Raw genomic sequence first — 22,545 nt, forward strand, 5'->3', positions numbered from 1 at the left:
GATCATGCATCGTCATGGGACGCCCAGGAGCCGCAATCCGGAAGCCGTGAGGGCCGCGGAGAGGACGATGACGACGAAAGGCGCCTTCCGCCAGGCGAGTAGGCCCGCGACGACGACGCCGGTGGGACGCGCCACTCCGGCGAGTTCGTGGCCTTCGGTGAGGGCCGTGGTGCCCACGAGGGCGGTGAGCAGGACCACCGCGGCGGTCGCCATGGTCCGCTCCACCCAGGGCCTCGTCGCGAGCCGGGTCCGTAGCATCGGGCCCGCGAAACGAAAGGCGAACGTGCCCGCGGCTAGGATCCCGACGGACCCGAGCAGGACGAGGTGCCCGGTCACCGCAGCACCGTCCGGCGCACACCCGCGAGCAGTCCCACCAGCGCCGCGAGCACCGGAAGTCCGGCGGGCAGCAGGGGAGTGGCCGCCAGGGCGACGGCACCGCCGATCAGCGCCGGCACCCACACCTCCCGGTCGCGTAGCGTCGGCAGTACCAGCGCCAGCAACACGGCGGGGAACATGGCGTCGAGTCCGAGGGCGGCGGGGTCGCCGATCGCGGTGCCCGCCACCGCGCCGAGCAGGGCGCCGAGCGGCCAGCACACCGCGATGCCCACCCCGCACGCCCAGTACGCGGCACGCCTGCGGTCCGGGTCCGGCTCACCGAGCGCGAACACGACCGATTCGTCGTTCATCAGGTGACTGCCGGCGACGCGGCGGAGTCCTCGCCCCAGCACGTCACCGACCGCCAGACCGAACGGCAGGTGGCGCGCATTCACCAGCAGTCCGGCGAGCGTCGCCGCGATCGGACTGCCGCCCGCCGCGACGATGCCGACGAACAGGAACTCCGCGGAACCGGCCAGGACCAGCACCGACAGCACGACGGGCAGCCAGGGGGCCAGCCCCGACCCGACGGCGATCGCGCCGTAGGACATGCCGACGAGGCCGTCGGCCATGCATACCAGGGCGATGTTCCGGAGGAGCCGCGTGCCGAGTGTTCGCTGTATCGAACGCATGACTTCTATACTGAACATCAGGCGAAGCGTTCGTCAAGTCGAACGCAACGACGGAAATAATGAACACGGCTTCGGAAAGGGAACCATGGAAGGGAAATCCCCGCTGGGATACATCGGACCCTCGCTGCGGCGCGAACGCGAACGGTCGGGCATGTCCCTGACCGAGGTCGCCCGCCGCGCCGGCGTCGCGAAATCCACCCTGTCCCAACTGGAATCGGGTGGCGGAAACCCGAGCGTCGAAACCCTGTGGGCCCTCTGCGTGGCACTGGACGTGCCGATGTCGCAACTCCTGGACCCGCCCCGGCCGCGCGTGCAGGTGATCCGGGCCGACGAGGGACCGGAACTGACCTCCGACCGGGCCGACTACCGCGCCACCCTCGTCGCGTCCTGCCCTCCGTCCGCCCGACGGGACCTGTATCGCCTCGCCGTCGAACCCGGCCCCGCGCGAGAATCCGAACCGCACATGCCCGGTGTGGTCGAACACGTCATCCTCAGTGCCGGGCGCGCACTCGTCGGCGTCGCCGGCGACCCCGTCGAACTCGGACCCGGCGATTACATCGCCTACCCCGGTGACATCGCACATGTGTTCGAGGCTCTGGAGCCGGGCACCCGCGCGGTGTTGGTGTCCGAGCACAACTGAGCGCGTTCGCGACTGTCTCTGTGGGCGGAGTGTCGATTCGGAAGGGTGACGTTCGTATAGGAGGTGAGAGTCGGCCACAGCACATTCCGCGGCGCCGACCCATCCGATCCGAGGAGGAACCGACATGACCCAGTACCTGTTGAGCGTGTACCAGCCCGACGGACCCGCACCCGAGCCGGACGTCCTCGCGAAGATCGGCGACGATCTCGCCGCCCTCAACCAGGAAATGGTGTCCGCCGGGGCGTGGGTGTTCAGCGGGGGACTCTGCGCCCCCACCACCGCGACCGTCCTGCGAGCCCGGGGCGGCGACGTGCTCGTCACCGACGGCCCCTACACGGAGGGGAAGGAGCATCTCGGCGGATTCACCATCGTCGACGCCCCGGACCTCGATGCGGCGCTCGAATGGGGTCGCAAACTGACCCGGGCCACCACGCTCCCCATCGAGGTCCGGCCGTTCGCGCACCACGACGGAGCCGGCAGCTGACGTGACCGCGTCCCCCGACATCGAACACGTGTTCCGCGAAGAGCACGGTCGAGCGGTGTCCGTCCTGGTCGGCGTCTTCGGTGACATCGACATCGCCGAGGAGGCCGTCCAGGACGCGTTCGCGGAGGCGGTGCAACGCTGGCCGTCGTCCGGACTGCCCCCGAGCCCGGCCGGATGGATCATCACCACCGCCCGGCGCCGCGCGATAGACCGGCTTCGCCGCGAGGCGTCCCGGCACGACCGGCACGCGCAGGCCGCTCTGCTGCTCGCCCGCGATGAACCAGGGGAGGAGGGAGCCGTGCCCGACGACCGGCTACGCCTGATCTTCACGTGCTGCCACCCGTCCCTGGCACCCGCCGCCCAGGTCGCCCTGACCCTCCGACTCCTCGGCGGACTCGGCACGGGGGAGATCGCGCGCGCATTCCTCGTGCCCGAGCCGACCATGGCGCAGCGCCTCGTCCGGGCCAAGGGGAAGATCCGGGACGCCCGCATCCCGTACCGGGTGCCGAACGAGGCCGAACTTCCCGACCGTCTCCGTGCCGTCCTGGCCGTCGTCTATCTGATCTTCAACGAGGGGTACACGGCGAGCTCCGGGGATCAGCTGACGCGTGCGGATCTGTGCGCCGAGGCCCTGCGCCTCGGCCGGCTTCTGACCGCGCTGATGCCCGACGAACCCGAGGCCACCGGACTGCTGGCGTTGATGGTGCTGATCGAGTCACGCAGAGCCGCACGCACCGACGGTGACGGAAGATTCGTGCTCCTCGCCGATCAGGACCGCACCCGGTGGGATCGCGCCCTCGTCGCCGAGGGGCAGTCGCTGGTGCGGGAATGCCTGCGACGGAACAGTCCCGGCCAGTATCAGATTCAGGCCGCGATCAACGCCGTCCACAGCGACGCGCCGACCGCCGACGACACCGACTGGGGGCAGATACTGCAGCTGTACGACCAGTTGCTGGCGGTCGCACCGAGTCCGGTGGTCGCGTTGAACCGGGCGGTCGCGGTGGCCGAGGTCAGCGGTGCGGCCGAGGGGCTGGCGCTCGTCGACCAACTCGCCCTGGACGAGTATCACCCGTACCACGCGGTCCGGGCCGACCTCCTGCGCCGCCTCGGGCGCACCGGCGACGCGGCCCGTGCGTACGACGCGGCGATCGCGCGCACCGAGAACGCCGCCGAGCGCGACTTCCTGCGCACGCAGCGCGATTCGCTGGGGTGACCGTGCGCCGATCAGAGACCGAGGCCGAGTCCGAGGCCGGGCGGCAGGCACACCGATCCGAAACAGGTTTCCGTGTGCACCGCGACGGGGAGGGGTTGCGCGGTACCGGGTTTCGCATAGGCGGTCTCCGGCAGCGGCGACGAACCCCACACCTCGTCGCCGGGACCCGCGTTCTCACGGCAGATCCAGTGGATCAGGTAGTCGCCGTCGGGCACCGCCTCGAACACGAATTCGCGCGGCCCCGGCCCGATCACCACATTGGAGGCGTGGAACACCGCGACAGACTCGGGGTTCACGATGTCGTCCGCCGCATGCAACCCACCCAATCCGCACACGATGTCGTCGCCGCTGTCGTTCGTGAGCGTCGTCGTGACGGTGCTGCCGGCCACCGCAGCCTTCAACGCCACGTCGGGCGGGTCTGCCGCGGCGGGGGCGGCAAGGAACACGGTCAGAGTGCCGCCGGCGATCAGTGAGACCGCGATCCGTGCCATGCGTGTCATCATCGGAACCTCCGCTTTCGGCGGGCTCACCCGGAATCATCGAGGTGATACCCGCCGGGCACGCCGATAAACGGCAGCGGTCGTCCCCGCCGGTCAGTCCTCGGGAAGAGCGGCAAAAGCCTTCTTCGTCTTCAGATACCAGCCCATCCCCGACACGGGACGCTTCCACCTGCCCTGCATGCTCTCCAGGGCGCTCCGATGCGTTTCATCACCCTGCGCGACCATGTCCTTCAGATGGCTGTCCTGCGCTTTGATGACCTCGTCCGCCTTGTCTCCGTGGAACGGGGCTTCGCACGGTCCACCCATTTGCTTGCACGTCATCGTCTTCATCTTCCGTCACGTCCCTTCAGTGATTCTCGGCTGTCTCGATTTCCTTGGAAGCGGATCCGGATCGGGTCACCTCCAGAACATCTGGGGCCCATCACCCCAGCTCGAGTTCCTGATTGTCACTCTAACGACGGCTCCGTGACCGGCGCTTCTCGATTCCTGATCGGTTCCTCCACGGCCACCGCCGGCAAGAAGATTCGACCGAGATGTCACATTGTGCCCCGGTCCGGTGTCTTCATGCCGACAGAACGCAATCGGAGGAGGAATCATGGCCGGCAACATCAGGATCCCGAAAGCTGAACTGACTGGCATCTACGGCGCGATCGTCAAGCGGATGTCCCGCAAGATGCTCGGCGAGGTGGCCGAGCCGGTCGAGGTGGCGTGGCACAACCGGAAGGTGCTGAACTTCAGCTTCAGCGTCGGCCGCCAGGTGCAGAAGTGGGATCAGTGTGATCACAACCTGAAGTCGTTTGCCCACATGGCGGTGGCCAGCATGGTCGGCTGCAGCTTCTGCCTGGACTACGGGTACTTCCAGGCCCACAACGAAGGGCTGGATCTGACCAAGGCACGCGAGGTGCCCCGCTGGCGCCAGTCGGACGCGTTCACACCGCTGGAGCGGGACGTGCTGGATTACGCCGAGGCGATGACACTGACTCCGCCGACGGTCACCGACGAACTGTCGGCCCGGCTGCTCGACGCGCTCGGCCCGGCCGCGCTGGTGGAACTGACCGCGTTCATCGCGGTCGCGAACCTCATGACCCGCACCAACACCGCGTTCGGCATCGAATCGCAGGGCTTCGCGACGGCGTGTGGCCTGAAGCCGCTGACCGTACCGGCAGGAGGGTCGGGGGCGACGGGTCAGTAGCTCCGTCCGACGATCGCGATCAGCTCGTCCGACGGAAACCCGGGACCGGGCACGGTGCCGTCCGGCGTCTGCAGGCACCGAACACTGACAGTGTGCTCGTTCAGCATCCGCTCGCCGTCCTCGCCGAGGAGACTCCACGGGACGCGCGCGAACCCGATCTTCGCCGCCTCCAGCACTTCCGAGACGGTGGTCGCGTCGACGGTGCGGTCGGAAAGCCGGGCCCGTGCACCCTCGATCATGTCGGCGTGGATTGATTCCAGCAGCGTCGGAACGGTCGCCGCGACCGCGTCGAGCGGCATGGAGGACTTCTCGCCGACGTCACGCCGGGCGATCGTGACGCGCCCCGTCTCGAGGTCCCGCGGTCCGACCTCGATCCGCAGCGGAACGCCCTTGAGTTCCCACTCCGTCGCCCGGCGACCGAACCCGTGATCGGTCCTGGTGTCCAGCCTGGCCCGAACCCCCGCAGCCGTCAGCGCGTCGAGCAGGCCGGACGCCGCCGTCATGACGCGTTCGTCGTCCCGGACCGCGATCACCACGGCCTGAACCGGGGCCACCCGGGGTGGGATGCGCAGCCCGTAGTCGTCGCCGTGCGACATGATCAGGCCACCGACCATCCGGGTGCTCGCACCCCACGACGTGGTCCAGCACGTTTGCGCCTGCCCCGCGGTGTCGGTGTAGGTGATGTCGAATGCGGTGGCGAAGTTCTGCCCGAGTTCGTGACTGGTGGCCATCTGCAGTGCCTTGCCGTCGCCCATCATCGCCTCGCACGTCATCGTGTTGACGGCGCCGGCGAACCGTTCCCTCCGTGTCTTGACTCCCACCAGAACCGGGATCGCCAGAACGTTCTGCAGGAAGTCGCGGTAGACGTCCAGATGAATCTGCACGGCGTAGGCGGCGGCGTCCTCGCGGGTGGCGTGCGCGGTGTGGCCTTCCTGCCACAGGAACTCCGTGGTGCGCAGGAACAGTCGCGGCCGCAACTCCCACCGCACCACGTTCGACCACTGGTTCAGCAACATCGGCAGGTCGCGGTGCGACTGCACCCACTTGGACATCAGCTCACCGAACATGGTCTCGCTGGTGGGGCGCACGACGAACGGCTCGGTCAGGTCCTTGCCGCCGGCGTGCGTGACGACCGCCAACTCCGGGCTGAATCCCTCGACGTGCTCGGCTTCACGCTGCAGGTACGACTGGGGGATGAACAGTGGCAGGTAGACGTTCTCGGCGCCGGTGGCCTTGATCCTCGCGTCGACCTCGCCCTGCATCCGCTCCCACAGCGCGTACGCGTACGGCCGAATCACCATCGTGCCGCGCACCGGCCCGTTGTCCGCGAGTTGCGCCTTCTCCAGCACGTCCTGGTACCAGCGCGGAAAGTCCTCCTGCCGGGAGGCGAGCACCTGAGGACGCTTGCCTGTCGTCATCGTGTCGATGCTACCGACACCGCCGCGGCAGATCCGGTCTCGCGGACGTTGGTCTGTGGGTCAGGAGGGCACCGTCACGCGACGGTGGCGGGTGCCCTGCGTCGGCGCGCGGAGGTGAGTCTGCGGCCGATGATCCCGTGCCGGGGCGCGAAGAGGTAGACCAGAGCGAACGCCGCGCCCTGGGCCAGGACGACCATGCCACCGCTGGCGGTGTCGATGTGGTAGCTCAGATACAGGCCGATGACGGCGCAGGCCGCCGAGACCACGGGGGCGATGATCAGCATCCGGTGGAAGCTGTCGGTCAGCAGATAGGCGGTGGCTCCGGGAATGATCAGCATGGCCACGACCAGGATGACCCCGACGGCCTGCAGGGCCACCACCGCGGTCAGCGCGAGAAGCCCCAGGAGTGCGGCACCGAGCAGGCGGGGATTCAAGCCGATGGCGTGGGCATGGGTGGGGTCGAACGCGTAGAGGGTGAAGTCGCGGCGTTTGACGATCAAGGCGACGAACACGACTGCCCCGAGGATCGCGATCTGGACGAGATCGGATCGGCTGACACCCAACAGGTTCCCGAAGATGATGTGATTGAGGTCGGTTTGGCTCGGGGTAACCGAGACGAGCACCAGGCCGAGGGCGAACAGGGTGGAGAACACGATTCCGATCGCGGCGTCCTCCTTGACGCGACTGGTGTCGCGGACCACGCCGATCAGTGCCACGGCCAGGAACCCGAAGATCACCGCGCCGATGGCGAACGGGGCGCCGACGATGTAGGCCAGGACCACACCGGGCAGGACGGCGTGCGAGACCGCATCCCCCATCAGTGACCAGCCGATCAGCACCAGCCAGCACGACAGCACGGCACAGACCACCGACGCGATCAGGGTGGTGATCAACGCGCGGACCATGAAGTCGTAGCGCAGCGGGTCGACGAAGAAGTCGATGACGTTCATTGATTCTCAGGTCCTTGTCATCACGTCGAGGCCGAAGGCCGATGCCAGGTTTTCGGGTTGCAGAACGACCGTCGGATCACCGTGCAGGAGGACCGTGCGCATCAGCAGGATCGCTTCGTCGGCCAATGTGGGCAGCGCGTGCAGGTCATGGGTGGAGACCAGGATTGCGGCGCCGGCGGCGGCGAGTTCACGCAGCAGCGCGGTGATGGTGGCTTCGGATCTCTTGTCGACCCCGGCGAACGGTTCGTCGAGCAGAAGAATGGTGGCGCCCTGGGCGATTCCCCGGGCAACGAATGTCCGCTTCTTCTGGCCGCCGGACAGTTGTCCGATCTGGCGGTCCGCCAGATCGGTGAGTTCGACGCGTTCGAGAGCGTGATCGACGGCGTCGCGATCGGCTTTGCGGGGACGCCTGGTCAGCCCCATGTGCCCGTAGCGGCCGGTCATCACCACATCGCGCACCGACAGCGGGAACGTCCAATCGACGTCTTCGCTCTGCGGAACGTAGCCCAGCACACCGGTCTTGCGTGCGGTGGCCGGCGCGTTGCCGTTGATGCGGACAGTGCCGGCGTCGGGTTTGACCGTGCCCATGATCGTCTTGAACAACGTGGATTTGCCGGACCCGTTCATGCCGACCAGACCGCACACGCGTCCGGGCCGGAGGGCGAGGGAGACCTGGTCGAGGGCGAGGACGTCACCGTAGCGGACGGTGACGTCCCGAACCTCCACGGCCGGCTCGGTGGTCATGATTGCGTCCCGTTCAGCGCGGACGTGAGGGTATCGGCGTCGTGCCGGATCAAGTCCAGGTACGTGGGCACCGGCCCGTCCTCCTCCGACAACGAATCGACGTAGAGGGTGCCACCGAAACGGGCGTTCGTCGCTTCCACGACGCGTTGCATCGGCGCGTCCGACACCGTGGATTCACAGAACACGGCAGGCACCCGGTTCTGCTTCACGAACTCGATGGTCGAGGTGATCTGCTGCGGCGTGGCCTGCTGTTCGGCGTTGACCGGCCAGATGTACTTCTCGGTCAACCCGGCATCGCGCGCCAGATAAGAAAACGCGCCCTCGCATGTGACCAGCGCCCGCTCGTTGACCGGCAGTGCGCCCAGCTCGGCAACCAACTCGTCCTGCACCTGCTGTAGCCGAGCCTTGTAGGCGTCGCCGTTGGCGCGGTAGTCGTCGGCATGTTCGGAATCGAGCTCGCTGAACGCGGTGACCATGTTGTCGACGTAGATCTGCACGTTCAACGGCGACATCCAGGCGTGCGGGTTCGGTTTGCCCGCGTAGGCGTCTTCCCCGATGGCGATCGGTTCGACACCGTTGCTGACGACCACGTGCTCGACGTCCACCCCATCGACGAATTGGGCGAACCATGCCTCGAGGTTCATCCCGTTGTCGAGAATCAGGTCGGCCTCGGCCGCCTTCTTGATGTCGCCCGGCGTGGGTTCGTATCCGTGAATTTCTGCCCCCGCCTTCGTGATCGACTCCACGGTCAGGTGCTCACCCCCGACGTTCCCGGCGATATCGGCGAGAACGGTGAAGGTGGTCAACACCACCGGTTTGCCGTCCGCCGGCCCGTCGACCGCGCCGCACCCCGACAGCATCAGCGCCGCCGCAATCGCCGTCAGCACCGCGGCACCAGCAGCCGGCGGTCGCCGAAACCCCACCTTGAAGCCTGTTGTTTTCACGGGCGAATCATAATGTTCGGCCTGCCGAAACCACAAGTGCGGATATTCGGTGTTCGGCACGGAGGAGGGGTCCAGACCTGTGCTCGCTCCGTAGACGCGGGATCCGGCGCACAGGGAGCGGCCTCGCAATATGATGAGCAATGACGAAAAACGACCCGGCTCGCCACCGGACATCGTCGTGAACGCGATCCCGCGAACGGTCCTGTTCGGGATCGTGGCGGCGCTGACACTCGTGTGGTCACCGTGCGCGGCGGCAGAAGCCGTACCCGATTCCGCCATTCGATACGTCGCCCTGGGGGATTCGCGTGCCACCGGGTCGCTCGACGATCCGCTGTCACTACGCGACGGCTGCTTCCGCACCTCCGACGGCTACCCACAGATCGTTGCCGACACCCTCCACGCGGGGTCGTTCGTCGACCGATCGTGTGCTGGAGCGAAGACCGAAAACATCACGGAAAAGCCGCAACTCACCATCACCGGACCGCAGCCACCACAGATCGACGCGCTCGCGCCGAACACGACGCTCGTCACCGTCAGCATCGGCGGAAACGACATCGCGTGGTCTTCACTGGTCGAGCCGTGCTACACGCTGATCCCGGCAGCCGACGCGAACTGCCGCTCCGACGCCACCACCGCGCGGCGCGTCGACGCCGCACTCGCCGCACTCGGCCCGAAGGTGTCCGCCACCCTGGCCGCGATCACCGCGAAAGCTCCCACCGCCACGGTGTTCCTGGTGGGGCACGGCGGCATCTTCGGCGACCACGGCTGCTGGCCGTACATCCCCACAAGCGACGCCGACGCCGCATGGGTCGTGCAGTTCTTCGTGAGAATGAACGACGTTCTCGCCGACGCGGCACGCACGAACGGCGCCCACTTCGTCGACGTTGCCGGTGCGGCGCGAGGACACGACGCGTGCGCCGGATCCGATCGACGGTGGTTCGAAGGCCTCCTTCCGCAATCGCTCGCGATGCCGCTGCACCCGAACCATTCCGGACTGACGGCGATGGCAGCGCTCGTCGTCGCCGCCTACCGGTAGGGGACCGGGCCCCTACCGCGGAACCCCCAGGGGGTGATCCTGCACCCCCAGGCGGGTGGAGAACGACCCCCTCGGGGCGGTGTCAGCGGGCCCGTTCCTCGCGAAAGCTGGTGTTCGTCCGCACGACGCGGAACCACACATCGGACAGGAGCAACGGAATGACTTCGAACAAGACCCGCACTGCGGCAGCGGCCGCAGCCGGCGTAGCCCTCGGCCTCGGCGCACTGATGGCGCAGGCCGCGACCGCCAACGCCGCACCCCCTCCGTATGCACCCACACCCGCAGTGATCTCCCAGCAGGACGGGCCGCTGTACCACCCGGCGAACTATCCCCTCGAACCCGACGACGGCGTGATCTCCCACTCCCTCGACCCCGACATGCCCTGGATGTGATCCACCCCGGCGCCGACGACGGAGGTATGCGCCACCGGCTCACCCGTGCAACGCCTGAGTGAGCCGCGCTGCCTGCCGGGTGAGGTGGTGGCATTCGGCGAGATTGGGGGCGGACCGGGCAGCGTCGGCATACAACCGCGCCGCGGTCGGAATGTCGCCCGCCTTCTCGTGGAGGTACGCCGAGGCGGCGGTGTGGCGGGGCACGCCAGGGTCCACCGTGGCCAAGGCCGCGAGACCGGCCGCGGGACCATCGGCCTCGCCGATCGCGACGGCCCGGTTGAGCTGCACGACCGGACTCCCGGTGAGCCGCAGAAGCTCGTCGTACCAGTCGACGATCTGCACCCAGTCGGTCTCCTCGGCGCGCGGCGCGTCGGCGTGCAGGGCCGCGATCGCCGCCTGTGCCTGGAACTCACCGAGCCGGTCCCGGCCCAGCGCTGCCTGCAAAACTGCAACGCCCTCGGCGATCAGCGCGGTATCCCAGCGGGAGCGGTCCTGCTCGGCCAGCGGGACCAGGCTGCCGTCGGGCCGGGCCCGCGCCGCTCGCCGAGCGTGGTGCAGCAGCATCAACGCCAGCAGCCCCGCAGTCTCCTCGTCACCGGAGGTGCCGGCAGCCAACTGCCGGGTGAGCCGGATCGCCTCGGCCGCCAGGTCGACGTCGCCGGTGTAGCCCTCGTTGAAAACCAGGTAGAGCACCCGCCGCACCGTCGCCAGGTCACCTGGCTCCTCGAACCTCACGCCACCGACCGTGCGTTTGGCCCTGCTGATCCGCTGCGCCATCGTCGCCTCCGGCACGAGGTACGCCTGAGCGATCTGCCGGGTGGTCAAGCCACCGACGGCGCGCAGCGTGAGAGCCACCGCGGAGGCAGGGGACAGCGACGGATGGGCGCACAGGAAGAACAGCTGCAATGTGTCGTCCGCGGTCTCGGTGGGTCCGGGTGACGGCTCGACCGCGACCCGCTGCTCCCGGTCCCGACGCGAGGCCTCGGAGCGGTGCGCGTCGAGGAACTTACGCCAGGCAACCGTGACCAGCCAGCCCTTCGGGTCGGCAGGCTGCCGATCCGGCCAGCTCTGCGCGGCCTGGATGAGCGCTTCCTGCACAGCGTCTTCGGCGGTCGCGAAGTCCACTCCGCGATGCACGAGGACGCCGATCACCGCGGGAGTCAGCTCCCGCAGCAGCAGTTCGTCCATCACCCGATCCGCCCTTCCGATCCTGTCACTCGGTGACCGTCGGCGGTTCGCCGAGGAACGGGCGCACCTCCAGCCACTCGTGGATCGGCCTGCCGCCCGCTCCGGGGGCTGCCGACAACTCGCCAGCGAGTTCGAGCGCGCGCTCGTAGGTGTCGACGTCGATCACCATCCAGCCGGCAATCAGGTCCTTGGTCTCCGCGAAGGGACCGTCGGTGACGGGCGGTCGACACTCCCCGTCGTACCGGACGAACATGCCCTCGGGCGAGAGCGCCTGGCTGTCGACGTACTCGCCGGTGCCCTCGAGTCGAGCCGCGAAATCATTCATGTACTGCACGTGGGCTGAGATCTCCTCCGGCGTCCACTGGTCCATCGGGACGTTGTTCACGGACTCCGGGGCGCCTCGGTAGTGCTTGAGAAACAGGTACTTCGCCATGCCGGTCTCCTTGCTGTGGTGCGGCCACGGTGGCCACATCTGCCCCTGGGACGGAGCCGCCGGGCAGGTCTCGACATCCTCGCCACATCTTTTTCCAGAATCTTCTGCCAGTAGATCATCAGGCCGGGGCAACCGGTCGGCGACTCACCAGTGACCATGCGGCTCGGAACAGCTCCGTGAGTTCCGAGCCGTCTGGGGATGATCGCCGGCGCATTTCGGACGATGATCGTATCGAGGACGTTGACAGCGAAATGATGGGGGAGACCGAGCATCATCGACCGGCACGAGAGCGCCGGCGACACATGGATTCAAGGTGATATCAGATGAACACATTCGCATTACGCACGGCGATTGCAGCGGCCGCGATCGCGCCGCTCGTCGCTCTCGGTGCCGGTGCCGGTGTCGGTGTCGGTGTCGCATCAGCGGACCCGACGCTTCACGGAGACCCGGATACTCCCGGCACCCAGCTGAATATCCATTCGAACAGTCCGCACAGTTTCTCCTGTGGCGCCATCGGGGTCACGGGTGTGGGAATAGGATCAGCGTCTACATAGATCTCGTATTTCCTGCCACTGACGTGGCTGGTGTTGGAGATGTATGTTCTTCACGGCTACCCGTAACACCCTGCGGTGTTGCGGGTTTTACCGTGTCCCACACCGACGCTTGTGGCGCAGGAACAGTCTTTGTCTGGTTCACCCCCACCCGGGGTGTCGTGGCGGGTGCACTGCGACGGACACGGCGATGCCGCGGCCTGCGCGGAGTGGGACACATCTTGTCGCGGCATCGGCGCACCGGCGCATGCTCGATCACCCGGATCTGCGGATTCCGGCCGCGCTTCCGAACGGCTTTTTCGCGTCCCAGCAATGCTCGTTTGGCCAGGTTCACGGCCGCCACATGGTCACGGTTTCCGCCGATTTTGCACTGCTCACACCATGCCCGGTGGTAGCCGCCGGGGCGCGAGAGTGGTTCGTTGCAGCCCGGACACAACGCGGACGATCCGCGTGCGGGTACGGACACCACCGTCACACCGACACCGGCGGCGGTGTGGGTGAGAGCGTCGACGGCTTGGCGGCGGGCCGATTGCGCTGCCCGATTGTTGTTGACGCGCCCGTGCCCGCGGGTTTCGAGGGTGGTGAGGTCTTCGACCGCGATCACCGACGCCCCGGCCGCGGCAGCGAGGCCGGTAACCTGGCAGCCGAAGTGAAACGCCATTTCCCGGTTGATCTTTGCCCGTTTTACCCCGACAGCGGTGCGGTGCTCGTCGAGGACGACGATCTTCGTCTCCAACCCCGCGCGGACCTCGGGCGGGGCGGTGGTGGCGAGCCGGCGCAGTCGGGCCGCCTTGGCGTGCAGTAGTTGCCCTTCGGTTTGCAGGCGGGCCAGTTTGATCCCGAGGCCTCGGTCGTCGTACGTGAAACCCCGATAGTCCGACACCAGCCCCTCCGGGGTTTGGGTGGTGATTGCGGCGGCACCGAGTGTGGCCGGGGACCAGTCCACGCCCACCGCCGTCGTTCCCGAGGTCAGATCAGCGGCGGGGACTGCCTCGGTGGCGGCGCATCGCAACAGCAGACCTCGGTGGTCGAGATGAAGGGTCGGGAGATGCCACTCGCTGATCGGCCGCCGGTGCAGGTGCGGTGGGATCGCGGCGGTCAACCGGACTCGTCGCCACTGCGCGCGGCCTGCCGGGGCGGCGGCGGTGGGCAGTTTCACCGTCAACGTCATGACGGCGCCGGTGACGGTGAGGTGGGAGAGTTGTCGATCCGCTGCGGAAAGCCGAGCCATCGCCGACACCTTGGGTGGTGCCTGCACGTCGGTGATCCGCAGCCGCGCGTCTGCCGAGTCTGCCGCGCCGGCGGCGGCGCGTGCGCGCGCGGTGAGCTGCCGCACCACGCCCCGGGCGAATCCGGACGGGACGTACTCCGCAGCAGTGGTGGGTGCGGCGATGCGGCCGGTGGCCGGGTCGAACCGGGCCGACAGTGCGATGATCGCGGTGTCTCGGTAGGCCAGCGCCCGCAAAGTGCCGACTGCCTGCGCGGTCACCACCCGCGTGACACGCGACGGAACGTAGACACCGTCCGGGTAGTGCGGGGTCCAGCCCAGACGCGCAGCCGCGACGTGACCTTGCATCGGCAGTGTCCGGCCGTGGCTGTCACATCCGGCGGCCAGGACATCGAAGGTGGCCGGTTGCCACAGCCGCGCCAGCAGGTGCGCTTCGGCGCCCGAGATCAGGTCGAGCAGCCATCCGACACGCACGTCGAGGTCGCCCCGCCCGATCGGCTCACCGGTCTCGTGATCGACAGCCAGGTAGGGGCGGGTGGTGAACGAGAACTGCCGCAGCGCAGTGAAACCGGTATCGGCCATCAGCTAGCCCCTCTCCAACCGTGCTGCCGCATCGCCCGCAAGTCGACGTCGATTCCGCTTCGACCGCAATGGGTAGAAGCGGCCGGAAAACGAAGCGAGCAATGCCATGACGTCATCCCTCAGCCCCTCACCAGCGACGTGTCCCCATGCTCACGCAGGACCTCGACCTTAACGCCGACCACCGACAGGTCACGCCCGATCCACGCCACCGGAGAACCGCGCCAACCGATCCCGCCACCCCACCCGCACCACCGTGAAGCGACCCTTTGGCTGCGTCGTCGAGCATCCGATTCGGTCCCGCTCGAGTCTCTCCCGCAGACCTGAACCACGATCGGTGTAGACCCGGTACACGGTGCCGGTGTCACTCTCACGCAGCATCTTCTCCTGATCGGCGAGCGAGGATTCCCGGCCGGTCGAGCCGGACACCCGGCAGTACAACGCTTCCGCCCTGCCGGCCCCGAACACTCTCCGGTGTGGGTCGACCCAGGTAGACGTCGAGATCCTCCCGATCGAGGACTCGCTGACCGGAACCTGTACGCCGAGACGGTAACCGGGCCTCCGACGCGGCCTTCCGGACCCCCACCACCGACATGCTCGGGTATGCCGCCGCCTCACCGAACCCGCACGATCCGACAGCAACAGGAATGATCAGGAAGTATCAGGGATTACGGTAAGAGCGCATCTGAAAACTCGGGGTGATCGGCGTGTGACTGGTGAGGAATGGGTGAACTCCTGGTAGGTCAGTAGGTGCTTACGCCACGACCCGACCAGGAGTTCACTTGCCATCATCGCTCATCGCACTGTGTCCGTCATGCCCTACCCCGGATCAGGGGTTCGGGCATCGGTGCGCGGTGTACTCGTCATCCTCGGTGACCGACGCTCAATGGGCGATTCTCGAACCAATGCTTCCTCCACCCGGCAACACCACGGGCAGTGGTGGTCGTCCCGAAAAGCACTGCCGCCGTCTGGTACTTGATGCGATCTTCTATGTCGTTCGAGGTGGGATCGCCTGGCGGCAGTTGCCCGCCGAGTTCCCTCCCGCGACCACGGTGTACGCGATCTTCGCCCGCTGGGTCCGGGCAGGAGTGTGGCAGCGGATTCACGACGCGCTGCGCGACCGGGTACGGGTCCAGGGCGGCCGCCACCCGCTGCCGTCCGCGGCGATCGTCGACTCCCAATCGGTGCAGGGCGCCGACACCGTGCCCCGGTCGAGTCGAGGATACGATGCGGGCAAGAAAACGAATGGGCGCAAACGGCACATCGCTGTGGACTCGAGCGGGCTGTTGTTGGCGGTCGTGGTGACGATGGCCGGGATTCAGGACCGCGACGGCGCGTTCCGGCTGCTGGCTGCGCTGCACGCCCAGTTCTCGACGATCAGCCTGGTCTGGGCGGACGGCGGCTATGCCGGACGGCTGATCGACTGGTCGAAACGAGTTGTGTCACTGATGGTTCAGGTCGTCAAGCGCACCGACGATGTTAAAGGGTTCAGGGTTCTTCCCCGTCGGTGGGTGGTCGAGCGGACCTTCGCGTGGATCTGTAAACACCGGCGTTGCGTCCGCGACTACGAGACGCGGCCCGACCATCACGAAGCGATGGTCTACATCGCCATGATCGCGACCATGTCACGCCGACTCGCCCGCACGGCGTGACCCGAGCCAGAGTTTTCAGATGCACTCTAAGCCTCAATCCGTGGATCGGTGATCTCGGTGATTTTCGGGTCGATCTATTTGCTGATGCCGATGGGCGACGGCGTTCGGGCGTGGCTGATCTGCTGACCGGGTTGTCAGCTCGTCCACGTTGGGTGTTCCTGGGTCGGGGCCGTGTGGCCGGGGTGTTGGGGTCAGGCCGCTTGTGGCGGTTCGTAGTCGATGATGTTGTCCCAGAGGGTTGTCCAGTCCGCTTGTCGGGGCCAGTGCGCGGGTAGGTGGAGCACGGGTTTGCGTGCTGGCCGGGCGAATCGGGCGGGGACGTTGACCAAGTGCCGGCGCAGCGTGGCACCCCGGGCGACGGCGTGGCGGCCGCCGGCGAGGGTGCCGGCGGCGCGCAGCAGATTGTGAGCGATCGCCGCGCAGAGCACCCAGGCGCTGTTCGCGCCGAAACGCCCCGACGGGATGTGAGCGAGTGGTCCGTCGATCAGGTCCGCGAACACCGTTTCCACGATCGCGTGTTTGCGGTGGATGATGTCGGCGTCGACGGTGGGCAGGTCGGAATTGGTGAAGAACGGGTGATGCCGCCATATCGGGAACAACGCATCCGGGTGGTTGGCGTCCTTGACCCGGCGCACGATCAGGCGGGCGGTGACCTTGTGGCGTCCGGAGAACGCCGTGTACTCGACCTCGGCGACCTCGGCGTCGGAGATCAGCTCCCCGGTGTCGGGGTCGGTCACCGCACCGGGATAGTGCACCGGCGTCCACTCCTGCTCGTCGATGCTCTCGATGGCCCGGGTGATCCGCGGATTTCGGGTCATCACCAGGGAGAACTCGATACCCGCGGCGACCGCGGCCCCGATGACGGCCTTGTTACCGAACGCCGAATCGCCGCGGACCATGATCTTGCCCGTCGCGCCGCAGGCACGGGTGGTGCTGATTGCCGAGCGCAGTTGGGAGGCGGCGCCGCGGCCGGATCCGGTCTTGCCGGCGCGCAGCCGCATCTCCGCGATCACCGGGGCGCTGTTCGCGGTGGACAGGGTCGTGACCAGCGGGGACAGGCCCTTGCGGAGCAGGGCCCGGCCGGCGATTTTCGCGTGCCCGTAGGACGCTCCCTGTTTCTGGTGCCCGTACACCGGCCGCAGCAGTGAGTCGATGTCGAGGAAGGCTCGGCCGGCGATGCCGGGCAGCAGCGGGGTGCGGGCGGCGAGGGCGATCAGATGCCGGCGCAGCACCGCCCCGAGCTGCAGACTGTGCCCGAAGGTGAACTCGCGCAGAAAAATCCCCAATGTCGACGGGGCGTACACCTGGTCGAAGAGAATCGGGGTGCCGCCGGCGCGGATCGTGTCCACATCGTCGATGCTGTCCGCTCCGGTACACATCCCGGCGATGATCGAGGTCAGTTTCCCCACCGGGTTCGCGGCACCCGAGGCCACCCGCGTGGAGGCGAGGTCGACATGGCCGTCGATCAGCTCCGACAGGCCGGCCTGTTCGGCGAGTTCGAGGACCGGGACCAGCCCGGCCGCCGACACGAGATTGTATTCGTCGAACACCGCGGACCCAGCCGTGAACGTGTGCGATGATTGCACCGAAAGTGCCCTTCCGTATGTGGACGATCGTGATGTGAGAATCTTGATTGTCTCACTACGGGAGGCGCTTTCGTCATTCACACGCCGTTACGGCCTGCGTAGTCTCCACGGATCCAGGCTAAGAGCTGATTGCCCCCGCAAACGGCACTGGACCGGTCAACGGACCCTTCTTCGGCAGTGGCCCGGTCCAAGGTGGTTGCGTGGGCGACGACGGGGCGATCTCTTTCCCCGCCGGACACGCCCACTGACACCGGACCGATTCGCCTTGCGTGCGAGTTCCGCCGGGGACTGTCGCCAGGCGGTGACTATTCGAACACGCATGGCGCTCCTCACCTTTGTGTGGGTAGTTTGGCGTCGATTCCTCCGAGGTTCAGGTAGATCATTGATGTCAGCGTTCTGGCTGAGTGGTGCCCGTAGCCCGTGCGTCGATCAGTCTGCTCTTTGAGTTGATACCTTCGATGAGTCCGTTGGAGATACCGAGTTCTACTGCGGCGATGATTCCGTCGTAGTGCTTGTCGATCTGATGGGCGAGCATTGTGAATGCGGGGATTCCGCTGTTGGCGGCGTCGTCGATCCATGTGCGTAGATGGCGTTTGGCGCGTGAGGGTTTGACGGTGCGGAACAAGTCCCTCATTTGCTCTTTCAGTCTCCATGCTGCCCGACGTGCTGATCCTGATCTGTGAGGGTGTCGACCAGGGCGCGGCGCTGGTCGGTGAGTCGTTCGGCGCCGGTTCGCAACGCGATTCGGACCTTGCGCCAACTGCCACTCGAGAGCTCGATCCTGCGGCGGTTGGCCGAGGAGGCGTCGGCGAACACTCGGTCCAACGCCCGGTTCACCCACTGCATGACATGGAAGGGGTCGAAGCAGATTCGGGCGTTCGGCACGTATTCCTCGGTGGCGACGCGATAGGCCTTCGATCCGTCCATCGATACCGACTCGATCGAGTCGAGGTCGGACTCTTGTGCTGCTCATAGAAGGCCGCGGGAGATTCAGTGCTTCGGCCGGGTTCGATAGGCACCACGGTCTTGGTGTCGTGGTCGCCAATCACGGTCAGGTACTTGTGCGGGTGTCGGTAGCAGATTTCGTCGACGCCGATGCGGTAGAGCCGGTCGAGTCGTCGGGTGTCGAGTAATTCGTCGACGGTGCGGTTGATGACCGCGGGAATGTGGTTTGGCGCCGTACTGCTCGCCGGCGGCGACGCGATCTTGACGGCCTGGCTTGCACTGATCCTGCTGTGCGTGTGGGCAGCGTGGATCGATCACTTCACGCTGCGGTTTCCGTTGACGTTGATCCGGTTGACCACTGCAGTGGGCCTGATGTTCGGGGCATTCGCTGTGGCGGTGGATCAAGATCCTGCGGCAGGTGGGCGCGCTCTTCTCGCCGGCATGCTGGTGTTCGCGTTCAACCTTGCCTTCGCGATCGTCACCCGCGGCTACCCCGGGCTCGCCGACGTGCGTTTGAGTTTCATTCTGGGTGCTGCCCTGGGATGGGTCGGATGGATGAATGTGCTCTCAGGGATGTTGCTACCGAACGTCCTCGCGCTCGTGGTGATGCTGTGGGTGAAACTGATCGGACGACGGAAGGATCTGGGGGAGTTCGGTTTCGCCCCCTTCCTCGTCGCCGGAACCGCGCTGGCGATCGCGGTCCCCCCGATGTGGTGGATCGTCTGGATCTAAACGCCGCACGGAGTCCTAGGTTTTGCCTGGTGGTGGTGGCCAAGTTCAACCGCGCCGAGGTGCGATGCGGATAACTTGGTGGCGTGGTTCCTTCTGAGGGGAAAACCAGCCCCCGGGTCACCGCCGGGTCGCCGGTCTCCTCGGCGAGGGCGGCGCACAGTTCCGGGGCCGGTCATCATCAGCCCGAACGCGACGAACAGCTCGGCTTCGACCCTGTCGACGCGGGCACAGTCGAAGATTCCTGGCGCCAGCAGCCGGGAACCCCGGTCTACGGCAAGAATTTTGATCGGGAAGCTACGTTGAAGGCACTGGCGCAGGCAACCCGCGAGCGCGCAGACGAGTGGCGTGCTGCGGCAGAGTGAGCGCTCGGTATCGAGCGGCGGTTCCCGAATGGGAAGACGCCGCTCGGCCAGTGGGTTAGGTCTGGTGCGACGCGCGCGCCCAGGACGGCATTGGTATCGTAACCGCGGGCGCGCGGGCGCCCGATCGGTGCACGGCCAGCCGCTGGGCAGCGCGCGGGCGGTGGTCATTTCGGTGGCGTTGCGGGCGGTGGACCCGGATCGGGACCTGGTCGACGATTCGGTCCCGCTGGCTCCGGGGTGGCCTGCCTGCACATCACCACATCACGACCCGCGCTAGCCGGGGTGTCCTGATTTGGCTCGTTGACGCACAACTTGTTGGACATGCACAATCGCTGAACGCCACTTCCGGTGCCGTCGCCGCTCCGCAGCGCGTTCAAACACAAGGTCTGGCGCACTCGACTGCCCTTAATGCATACAGCTCCCAGGGACTCCACCAGCTCCCAGGCAAAAGTCGGCCGGATATCCCTTGCATGCGTCGGAGGCTGCATCCCGGACGCGCGGTGACGGGATACGTACCTCCGACTGAGGTGGCCTTCGGAGGCTGGCTACGCTGTCAGATCGATGATGAGCTTGCCCGGGTGGCCGTTGGAGAACGAGTCCACGAAGGCGGCCGGCAGCTGCTCGAATCCGGGCAATACCGATTGCACGGCCTCCAACTGTCCGGAACTGATGAGTTCGCCGAGCGTGGCTTCAACCTCTGCTGCGCGGTCCATGTAGTCGAGCACGACGAATCCCTGTGTGAGGATTCGCTTGGTGAGAAGCTGTCCGAAATTGTTTGGGCCGGACGGGCGTTCGGTCAAGTTGTAGCCGTCGATCAGGCCACACAACGCGATGTGTGCGTGGTTGTTCAGCCGGGCGATCGATGCCTCGAGCATCGGGCCCCCCGAGTTTTCGAAGAGGCGGTCGATGCCGTCCGGTGTTGCCGCCTCGAGCTGGTCCTTCCAATCAGGGGCCTTGCGATCGACGACGGCGTCGGCGCCCAGCCGGGCCACCATCGAGCACTTCTCGGCGCCTCCTGCGATGCCGACAACCTGTGCGCCCGCCTGCTTCGCGAGCTGGACAGCCACGTTTCCGACTGCGCCGGAGGCGCCGGAGATCAAGACGGTGTGCCCTGGTTCCGGCCGCAGGATGTCGCACACTCCGGCCCACGCGGTCAGGCCCGTCATCCCGAGGACGCCAAGGTAGTGCTCCAGGGGAACGTCCTCGCGTGGTGCGATCCGGTCCCAGTCGGTACCGGGCGAGCTGACGATCTGGCGCCGTTGCCAGCCGACGAAGCCACGAACGATGTGGCCCGCGGTGAAGTTGCTGTTGCGTGACGCCGTCACGCGGGCCAGACCGAAAGCGCGAACCGGCTCTCCGATGGCGACTGGCGGAAGATAACTCGGTCGGTCGTCGAGCCAGCCCCTGATGGCCGGATCGACCGAGATGAAGAGGGTCTCGAGTGCGACGTCGCCAGACTCGAGTTCGGGCAGGGTGACGTCCTCCACGCGGAAGTCCTCCGAGCTCACGTGGCCGTGGGGGCGCTGCGCCAGGACGATCTGTTGTGATGAATTCACGGTGTGCTACTCCTTCGTCACCAACGACGGTAGAAGTCATGACAAGGCGAAACTCGGCCCTATGCGCACGGGATTCGAAGAGCGCGCACAGCGCGCATCTCAATGCCGAATGCGATGCGCCTGAGGAAAGCAGGTGCGCGCAAACAGCCAAGACGTGATGTCCATCACTTCATAGGGTCGGTGGGAAATGGGTTTCGTGCCGAGGAGCCCTCCTAGAAGATCCGGAGTCAACGCAATGAATGACACACGCGCCGACCGACCTCTCAAAATTGCGGTCACGATCGATGACTTCGTCCTGTGGGACGGCGTTCCCATGCCGGACGACACGACTCCCACCGACATCACGCGGTCTGTGGCGAAAACGCTGAACGACTACGGACTGCAGGGGACCTACGGTTTCTCTCACACTTACCGGCTCGAGAACGAGCCAGAGCAAATGGAGGCGTTCGAGGCGTGGGCCGAAGCGGGCCATCACCTGGGCAACCACACTCATCAGCATGCGCCGCTGCGCTGGATGCCCGACGCGGCATTCCGATGCGATTTTGAGACGGCCGAGAAGTACATCGGTCATCTGATCGACGCCGCACCGTCGAAGTACTTCCGGTACCCCATGGACATGCCCTCAGGATCCGAACGACGTCGAGGGGAAGTCGAGAAGTACATCGCAGATCTCGGCTACCGCACTGCCCCGATCACCAGTTGGTTCAGTGATTTCGCGTTCATCATGCCGTACTTCCGCGCGATGACCCTCGGCGACAAGGCCGTGCAGAAGCAGGTACGCGACCTGCACGTGTCGACCGCGGTTGACATGCTCTACAAGCACGCGGATACCGCGCACACCCTGTTCGGTGCCGACGCGCCTCTCATCTGGCTCGTACACGGCACCACGATCTCTCGTGACACCCTCGCTCCGATCCTCGAGGCATTCCTCGAGCGTGGCGTGGAGTTTGTCACCCTCGATGAGGCGATGAAGCATCCGGTGAACTTCGGGAAGCCGCCGTGTAATGAGAGCTTCACCAACCAGCTACAGAGGTTCGCGCTTGCTGCGGGCTTGCCGAAACCTGAACTCGACGTCGAGCGGCTTGCCGAGATCCTGAACCTCGCGCCCATTCCCGGCCTCGACACGATGGCGACTTACGAAGAGCGCATGTTCAAGCCGCTGGCGAAGCGGGTGGGAGCTGAATATGACTGGGATTGGTCCTGAGTCGGCAAT

Annotated in this window: 23 protein-coding genes and 2 pseudogenes; 10 read left to right on the forward strand and 15 right to left on the reverse strand. The window is 66.6% G+C overall.

Features of this window, described 5'->3' with window-relative positions; translation table 11 throughout:
• Window positions 1-12: 12 nt before the first annotated feature.
• Entirely contained in the window at window positions 13-336 is a 324-nt protein-coding gene (locus RJ1_RS33315) for an AzlD domain-containing protein (RefSeq protein WP_073366732.1), read from the reverse strand.
• Window positions 333-1,007: an AzlC family ABC transporter permease gene (locus RJ1_RS33320; protein WP_073366733.1), complete on the reverse strand. Its 675-nt coding sequence runs from the start codon at window positions 1,005-1,007 to the stop codon at window positions 333-335. The genes RJ1_RS33315 and RJ1_RS33320 overlap by 4 nt, the downstream gene beginning before the upstream one ends.
• Before the next feature lie 85 nt (window positions 1,008-1,092).
• Between RJ1_RS33320 and RJ1_RS33325 the strand changes: the two genes are divergently transcribed.
• The 3 genes from RJ1_RS33325 to RJ1_RS33335 all read left to right on the forward strand — a co-directional run bounded on the left by RJ1_RS33325 (window position 1,093) and on the right by RJ1_RS33335 (window position 3,344).
• Window positions 1,093-1,647, forward strand: a complete 555-nt coding sequence (locus tag RJ1_RS33325) for a helix-turn-helix domain-containing protein (RefSeq protein ID WP_073366734.1) — start codon at window positions 1,093-1,095, stop codon at window positions 1,645-1,647.
• 124 nt (window positions 1,648-1,771) lie between these two features.
• A complete protein-coding gene (locus RJ1_RS33330) occupies window positions 1,772-2,131 on the forward strand; it encodes a YciI family protein (protein ID WP_073366735.1) in 360 nt (119 codons plus the stop codon).
• Window position 2,132: 1 nt separating this feature from the next.
• The gene (locus RJ1_RS33335; protein ID WP_073366736.1) at window positions 2,133-3,344 is read left to right on the forward strand and encodes an RNA polymerase sigma factor; all 1,212 of its coding nucleotides are present in this window, start codon (window positions 2,133-2,135) and stop codon (window positions 3,342-3,344) included.
• 11 nt (window positions 3,345-3,355) lie between these two features.
• On the opposite strand, the gene RJ1_RS33340 is transcribed toward RJ1_RS33335, so the two are convergent.
• Together RJ1_RS33340 and RJ1_RS33345 are read right to left on the reverse strand one after the other, a co-directional pair.
• Window positions 3,356-3,844, reverse strand: a complete 489-nt coding sequence (locus RJ1_RS33340; protein ID WP_073366758.1) for a hypothetical protein — start codon at window positions 3,842-3,844, stop codon at window positions 3,356-3,358.
• Between the two features lie 93 nt (window positions 3,845-3,937).
• Entirely contained in the window at window positions 3,938-4,165 is a 228-nt protein-coding gene (locus RJ1_RS33345) for a hypothetical protein (RefSeq protein ID WP_240319665.1), read from the reverse strand.
• A gap of 274 nt (window positions 4,166-4,439) precedes the next feature.
• Between RJ1_RS33345 and RJ1_RS33350 the strand changes: the two genes are divergently transcribed.
• Window positions 4,440-5,036, forward strand: coding sequence for a carboxymuconolactone decarboxylase family protein (locus tag RJ1_RS33350; RefSeq protein WP_073366738.1), 597 nt, complete (start codon window positions 4,440-4,442; stop codon window positions 5,034-5,036).
• Here the strand turns inward: RJ1_RS33350 and proS are convergent.
• From proS to RJ1_RS33370, 4 genes are all read right to left on the reverse strand, one after another.
• Window positions 5,030-6,454 (reverse strand): proline--tRNA ligase, encoded by a 1,425-nt coding sequence (gene proS, locus RJ1_RS33355; protein WP_073366739.1) that lies wholly within the window; start codon window positions 6,452-6,454, stop codon window positions 5,030-5,032. The two genes, RJ1_RS33350 and proS, sit on opposite strands and share 7 nt — an antisense overlap.
• 74 nt (window positions 6,455-6,528) lie before the next feature.
• Window positions 6,529-7,404: a metal ABC transporter permease gene (locus RJ1_RS33360; protein WP_073366740.1), complete on the reverse strand. Its 876-nt coding sequence runs from the start codon at window positions 7,402-7,404 to the stop codon at window positions 6,529-6,531.
• A 6-nt stretch (window positions 7,405-7,410) separates the two neighbouring features.
• Window positions 7,411-8,148, reverse strand: coding sequence for a metal ABC transporter ATP-binding protein (locus tag RJ1_RS33365; protein WP_073366741.1), 738 nt, complete (start codon window positions 8,146-8,148; stop codon window positions 7,411-7,413).
• Window positions 8,145-9,071: a metal ABC transporter substrate-binding protein gene (locus RJ1_RS33370; protein WP_174695051.1), complete on the reverse strand. Its 927-nt coding sequence runs from the start codon at window positions 9,069-9,071 to the stop codon at window positions 8,145-8,147. The genes RJ1_RS33365 and RJ1_RS33370 overlap by 4 nt, the downstream gene beginning before the upstream one ends.
• Window positions 9,072-9,225: 154 nt before the next feature.
• Between RJ1_RS33370 and RJ1_RS33375 the strand changes: the two genes are divergently transcribed.
• Window positions 9,226-10,128: an SGNH/GDSL hydrolase family protein gene (locus RJ1_RS33375; RefSeq protein WP_083400699.1), complete on the forward strand. Its 903-nt coding sequence runs from the start codon at window positions 9,226-9,228 to the stop codon at window positions 10,126-10,128.
• A 158-nt stretch (window positions 10,129-10,286) separates the two neighbouring features.
• The gene (locus RJ1_RS33380; RefSeq protein ID WP_073366761.1) at window positions 10,287-10,520 is read left to right on the forward strand and encodes a hypothetical protein; all 234 of its coding nucleotides are present in this window, start codon (window positions 10,287-10,289) and stop codon (window positions 10,518-10,520) included.
• Window positions 10,521-10,559: 39 nt separating this feature from the next.
• On the opposite strand, the gene RJ1_RS33385 is transcribed toward RJ1_RS33380, so the two are convergent.
• The 4 genes from RJ1_RS33385 to RJ1_RS46935 all read right to left on the reverse strand — a co-directional run bounded on the left by RJ1_RS33385 (window position 10,560) and on the right by RJ1_RS46935 (window position 14,928).
• Entirely contained in the window at window positions 10,560-11,708 is a 1,149-nt protein-coding gene (locus tag RJ1_RS33385) for an RNA polymerase sigma factor (protein ID WP_073366742.1), read from the reverse strand.
• A gap of 25 nt (window positions 11,709-11,733) precedes the next feature.
• On the reverse strand, window positions 11,734-12,141 hold the full coding sequence (locus RJ1_RS33390) for a YciI family protein (RefSeq protein ID WP_073366762.1): 408 nt from the start codon (window positions 12,139-12,141) through the stop codon (window positions 11,734-11,736).
• A 546-nt stretch (window positions 12,142-12,687) separates the two neighbouring features.
• Entirely contained in the window at window positions 12,688-14,502 is a 1,815-nt protein-coding gene (locus tag RJ1_RS33395; protein ID WP_073366743.1) for a zinc ribbon domain-containing protein, read from the reverse strand.
• A 189-nt stretch (window positions 14,503-14,691) separates the two neighbouring features.
• Window positions 14,692-14,928: a hypothetical protein gene (locus tag RJ1_RS46935; protein ID WP_162850309.1), complete on the reverse strand. Its 237-nt coding sequence runs from the start codon at window positions 14,926-14,928 to the stop codon at window positions 14,692-14,694.
• A gap of 425 nt (window positions 14,929-15,353) precedes the next feature.
• Between RJ1_RS46935 and RJ1_RS33410 the strand changes: the two genes are divergently transcribed.
• Window positions 15,354-16,151: an IS5 family transposase gene (locus tag RJ1_RS33410; RefSeq protein ID WP_083400406.1), complete on the forward strand. Its 798-nt coding sequence runs from the start codon at window positions 15,354-15,356 to the stop codon at window positions 16,149-16,151.
• Between the two features lie 191 nt (window positions 16,152-16,342).
• Here the strand turns inward: RJ1_RS33410 and RJ1_RS33415 are convergent, their stop codons facing one another.
• Both RJ1_RS33415 and RJ1_RS49020 read right to left on the reverse strand, forming a co-directional pair.
• The gene (locus RJ1_RS33415) at window positions 16,343-17,737 is read right to left on the reverse strand and encodes an IS1380 family transposase (protein ID WP_073366745.1); all 1,395 of its coding nucleotides are present in this window, start codon (window positions 17,735-17,737) and stop codon (window positions 16,343-16,345) included.
• Between the two features lie 388 nt (window positions 17,738-18,125).
• Window positions 18,126-18,786: pseudogene (locus tag RJ1_RS49020) on the reverse strand (ISL3 family transposase).
• Window positions 18,787-18,859: 73 nt separating this feature from the next.
• Here RJ1_RS49020 and RJ1_RS33425 point away from each other — a divergent pair.
• Window positions 18,860-19,414, forward strand: coding sequence for an A24 family peptidase (locus RJ1_RS33425; RefSeq protein ID WP_073366746.1), 555 nt, complete (start codon window positions 18,860-18,862; stop codon window positions 19,412-19,414).
• A gap of 197 nt (window positions 19,415-19,611) precedes the next feature.
• Window positions 19,612-19,776: pseudogene (locus RJ1_RS33430) on the forward strand (NADP oxidoreductase); the annotation flags it as partial.
• A 545-nt stretch (window positions 19,777-20,321) separates the two neighbouring features.
• Here RJ1_RS33430 and RJ1_RS33435 read toward each other — a convergent pair.
• The gene (locus RJ1_RS33435) at window positions 20,322-21,332 is read right to left on the reverse strand and encodes an NADP-dependent oxidoreductase (protein WP_073366747.1); all 1,011 of its coding nucleotides are present in this window, start codon (window positions 21,330-21,332) and stop codon (window positions 20,322-20,324) included.
• Between the two features lie 187 nt (window positions 21,333-21,519).
• Here RJ1_RS33435 and RJ1_RS33440 point away from each other — a divergent pair, with 187 nt between their 5' ends.
• Window positions 21,520-22,536 (forward strand): polysaccharide deacetylase family protein, encoded by a 1,017-nt coding sequence (locus RJ1_RS33440; RefSeq protein WP_240319663.1) that lies wholly within the window; start codon window positions 21,520-21,522, stop codon window positions 22,534-22,536.
• Window positions 22,537-22,545: the final 9 nt, after the last annotated feature.

The sequence above is a fragment of the Rhodococcus jostii NBRC 16295 genome (assembly GCF_001894825.1).
Lineage (GTDB): Bacteria > Actinomycetota > Actinomycetes > Mycobacteriales > Mycobacteriaceae > Rhodococcus_F > Rhodococcus_F jostii.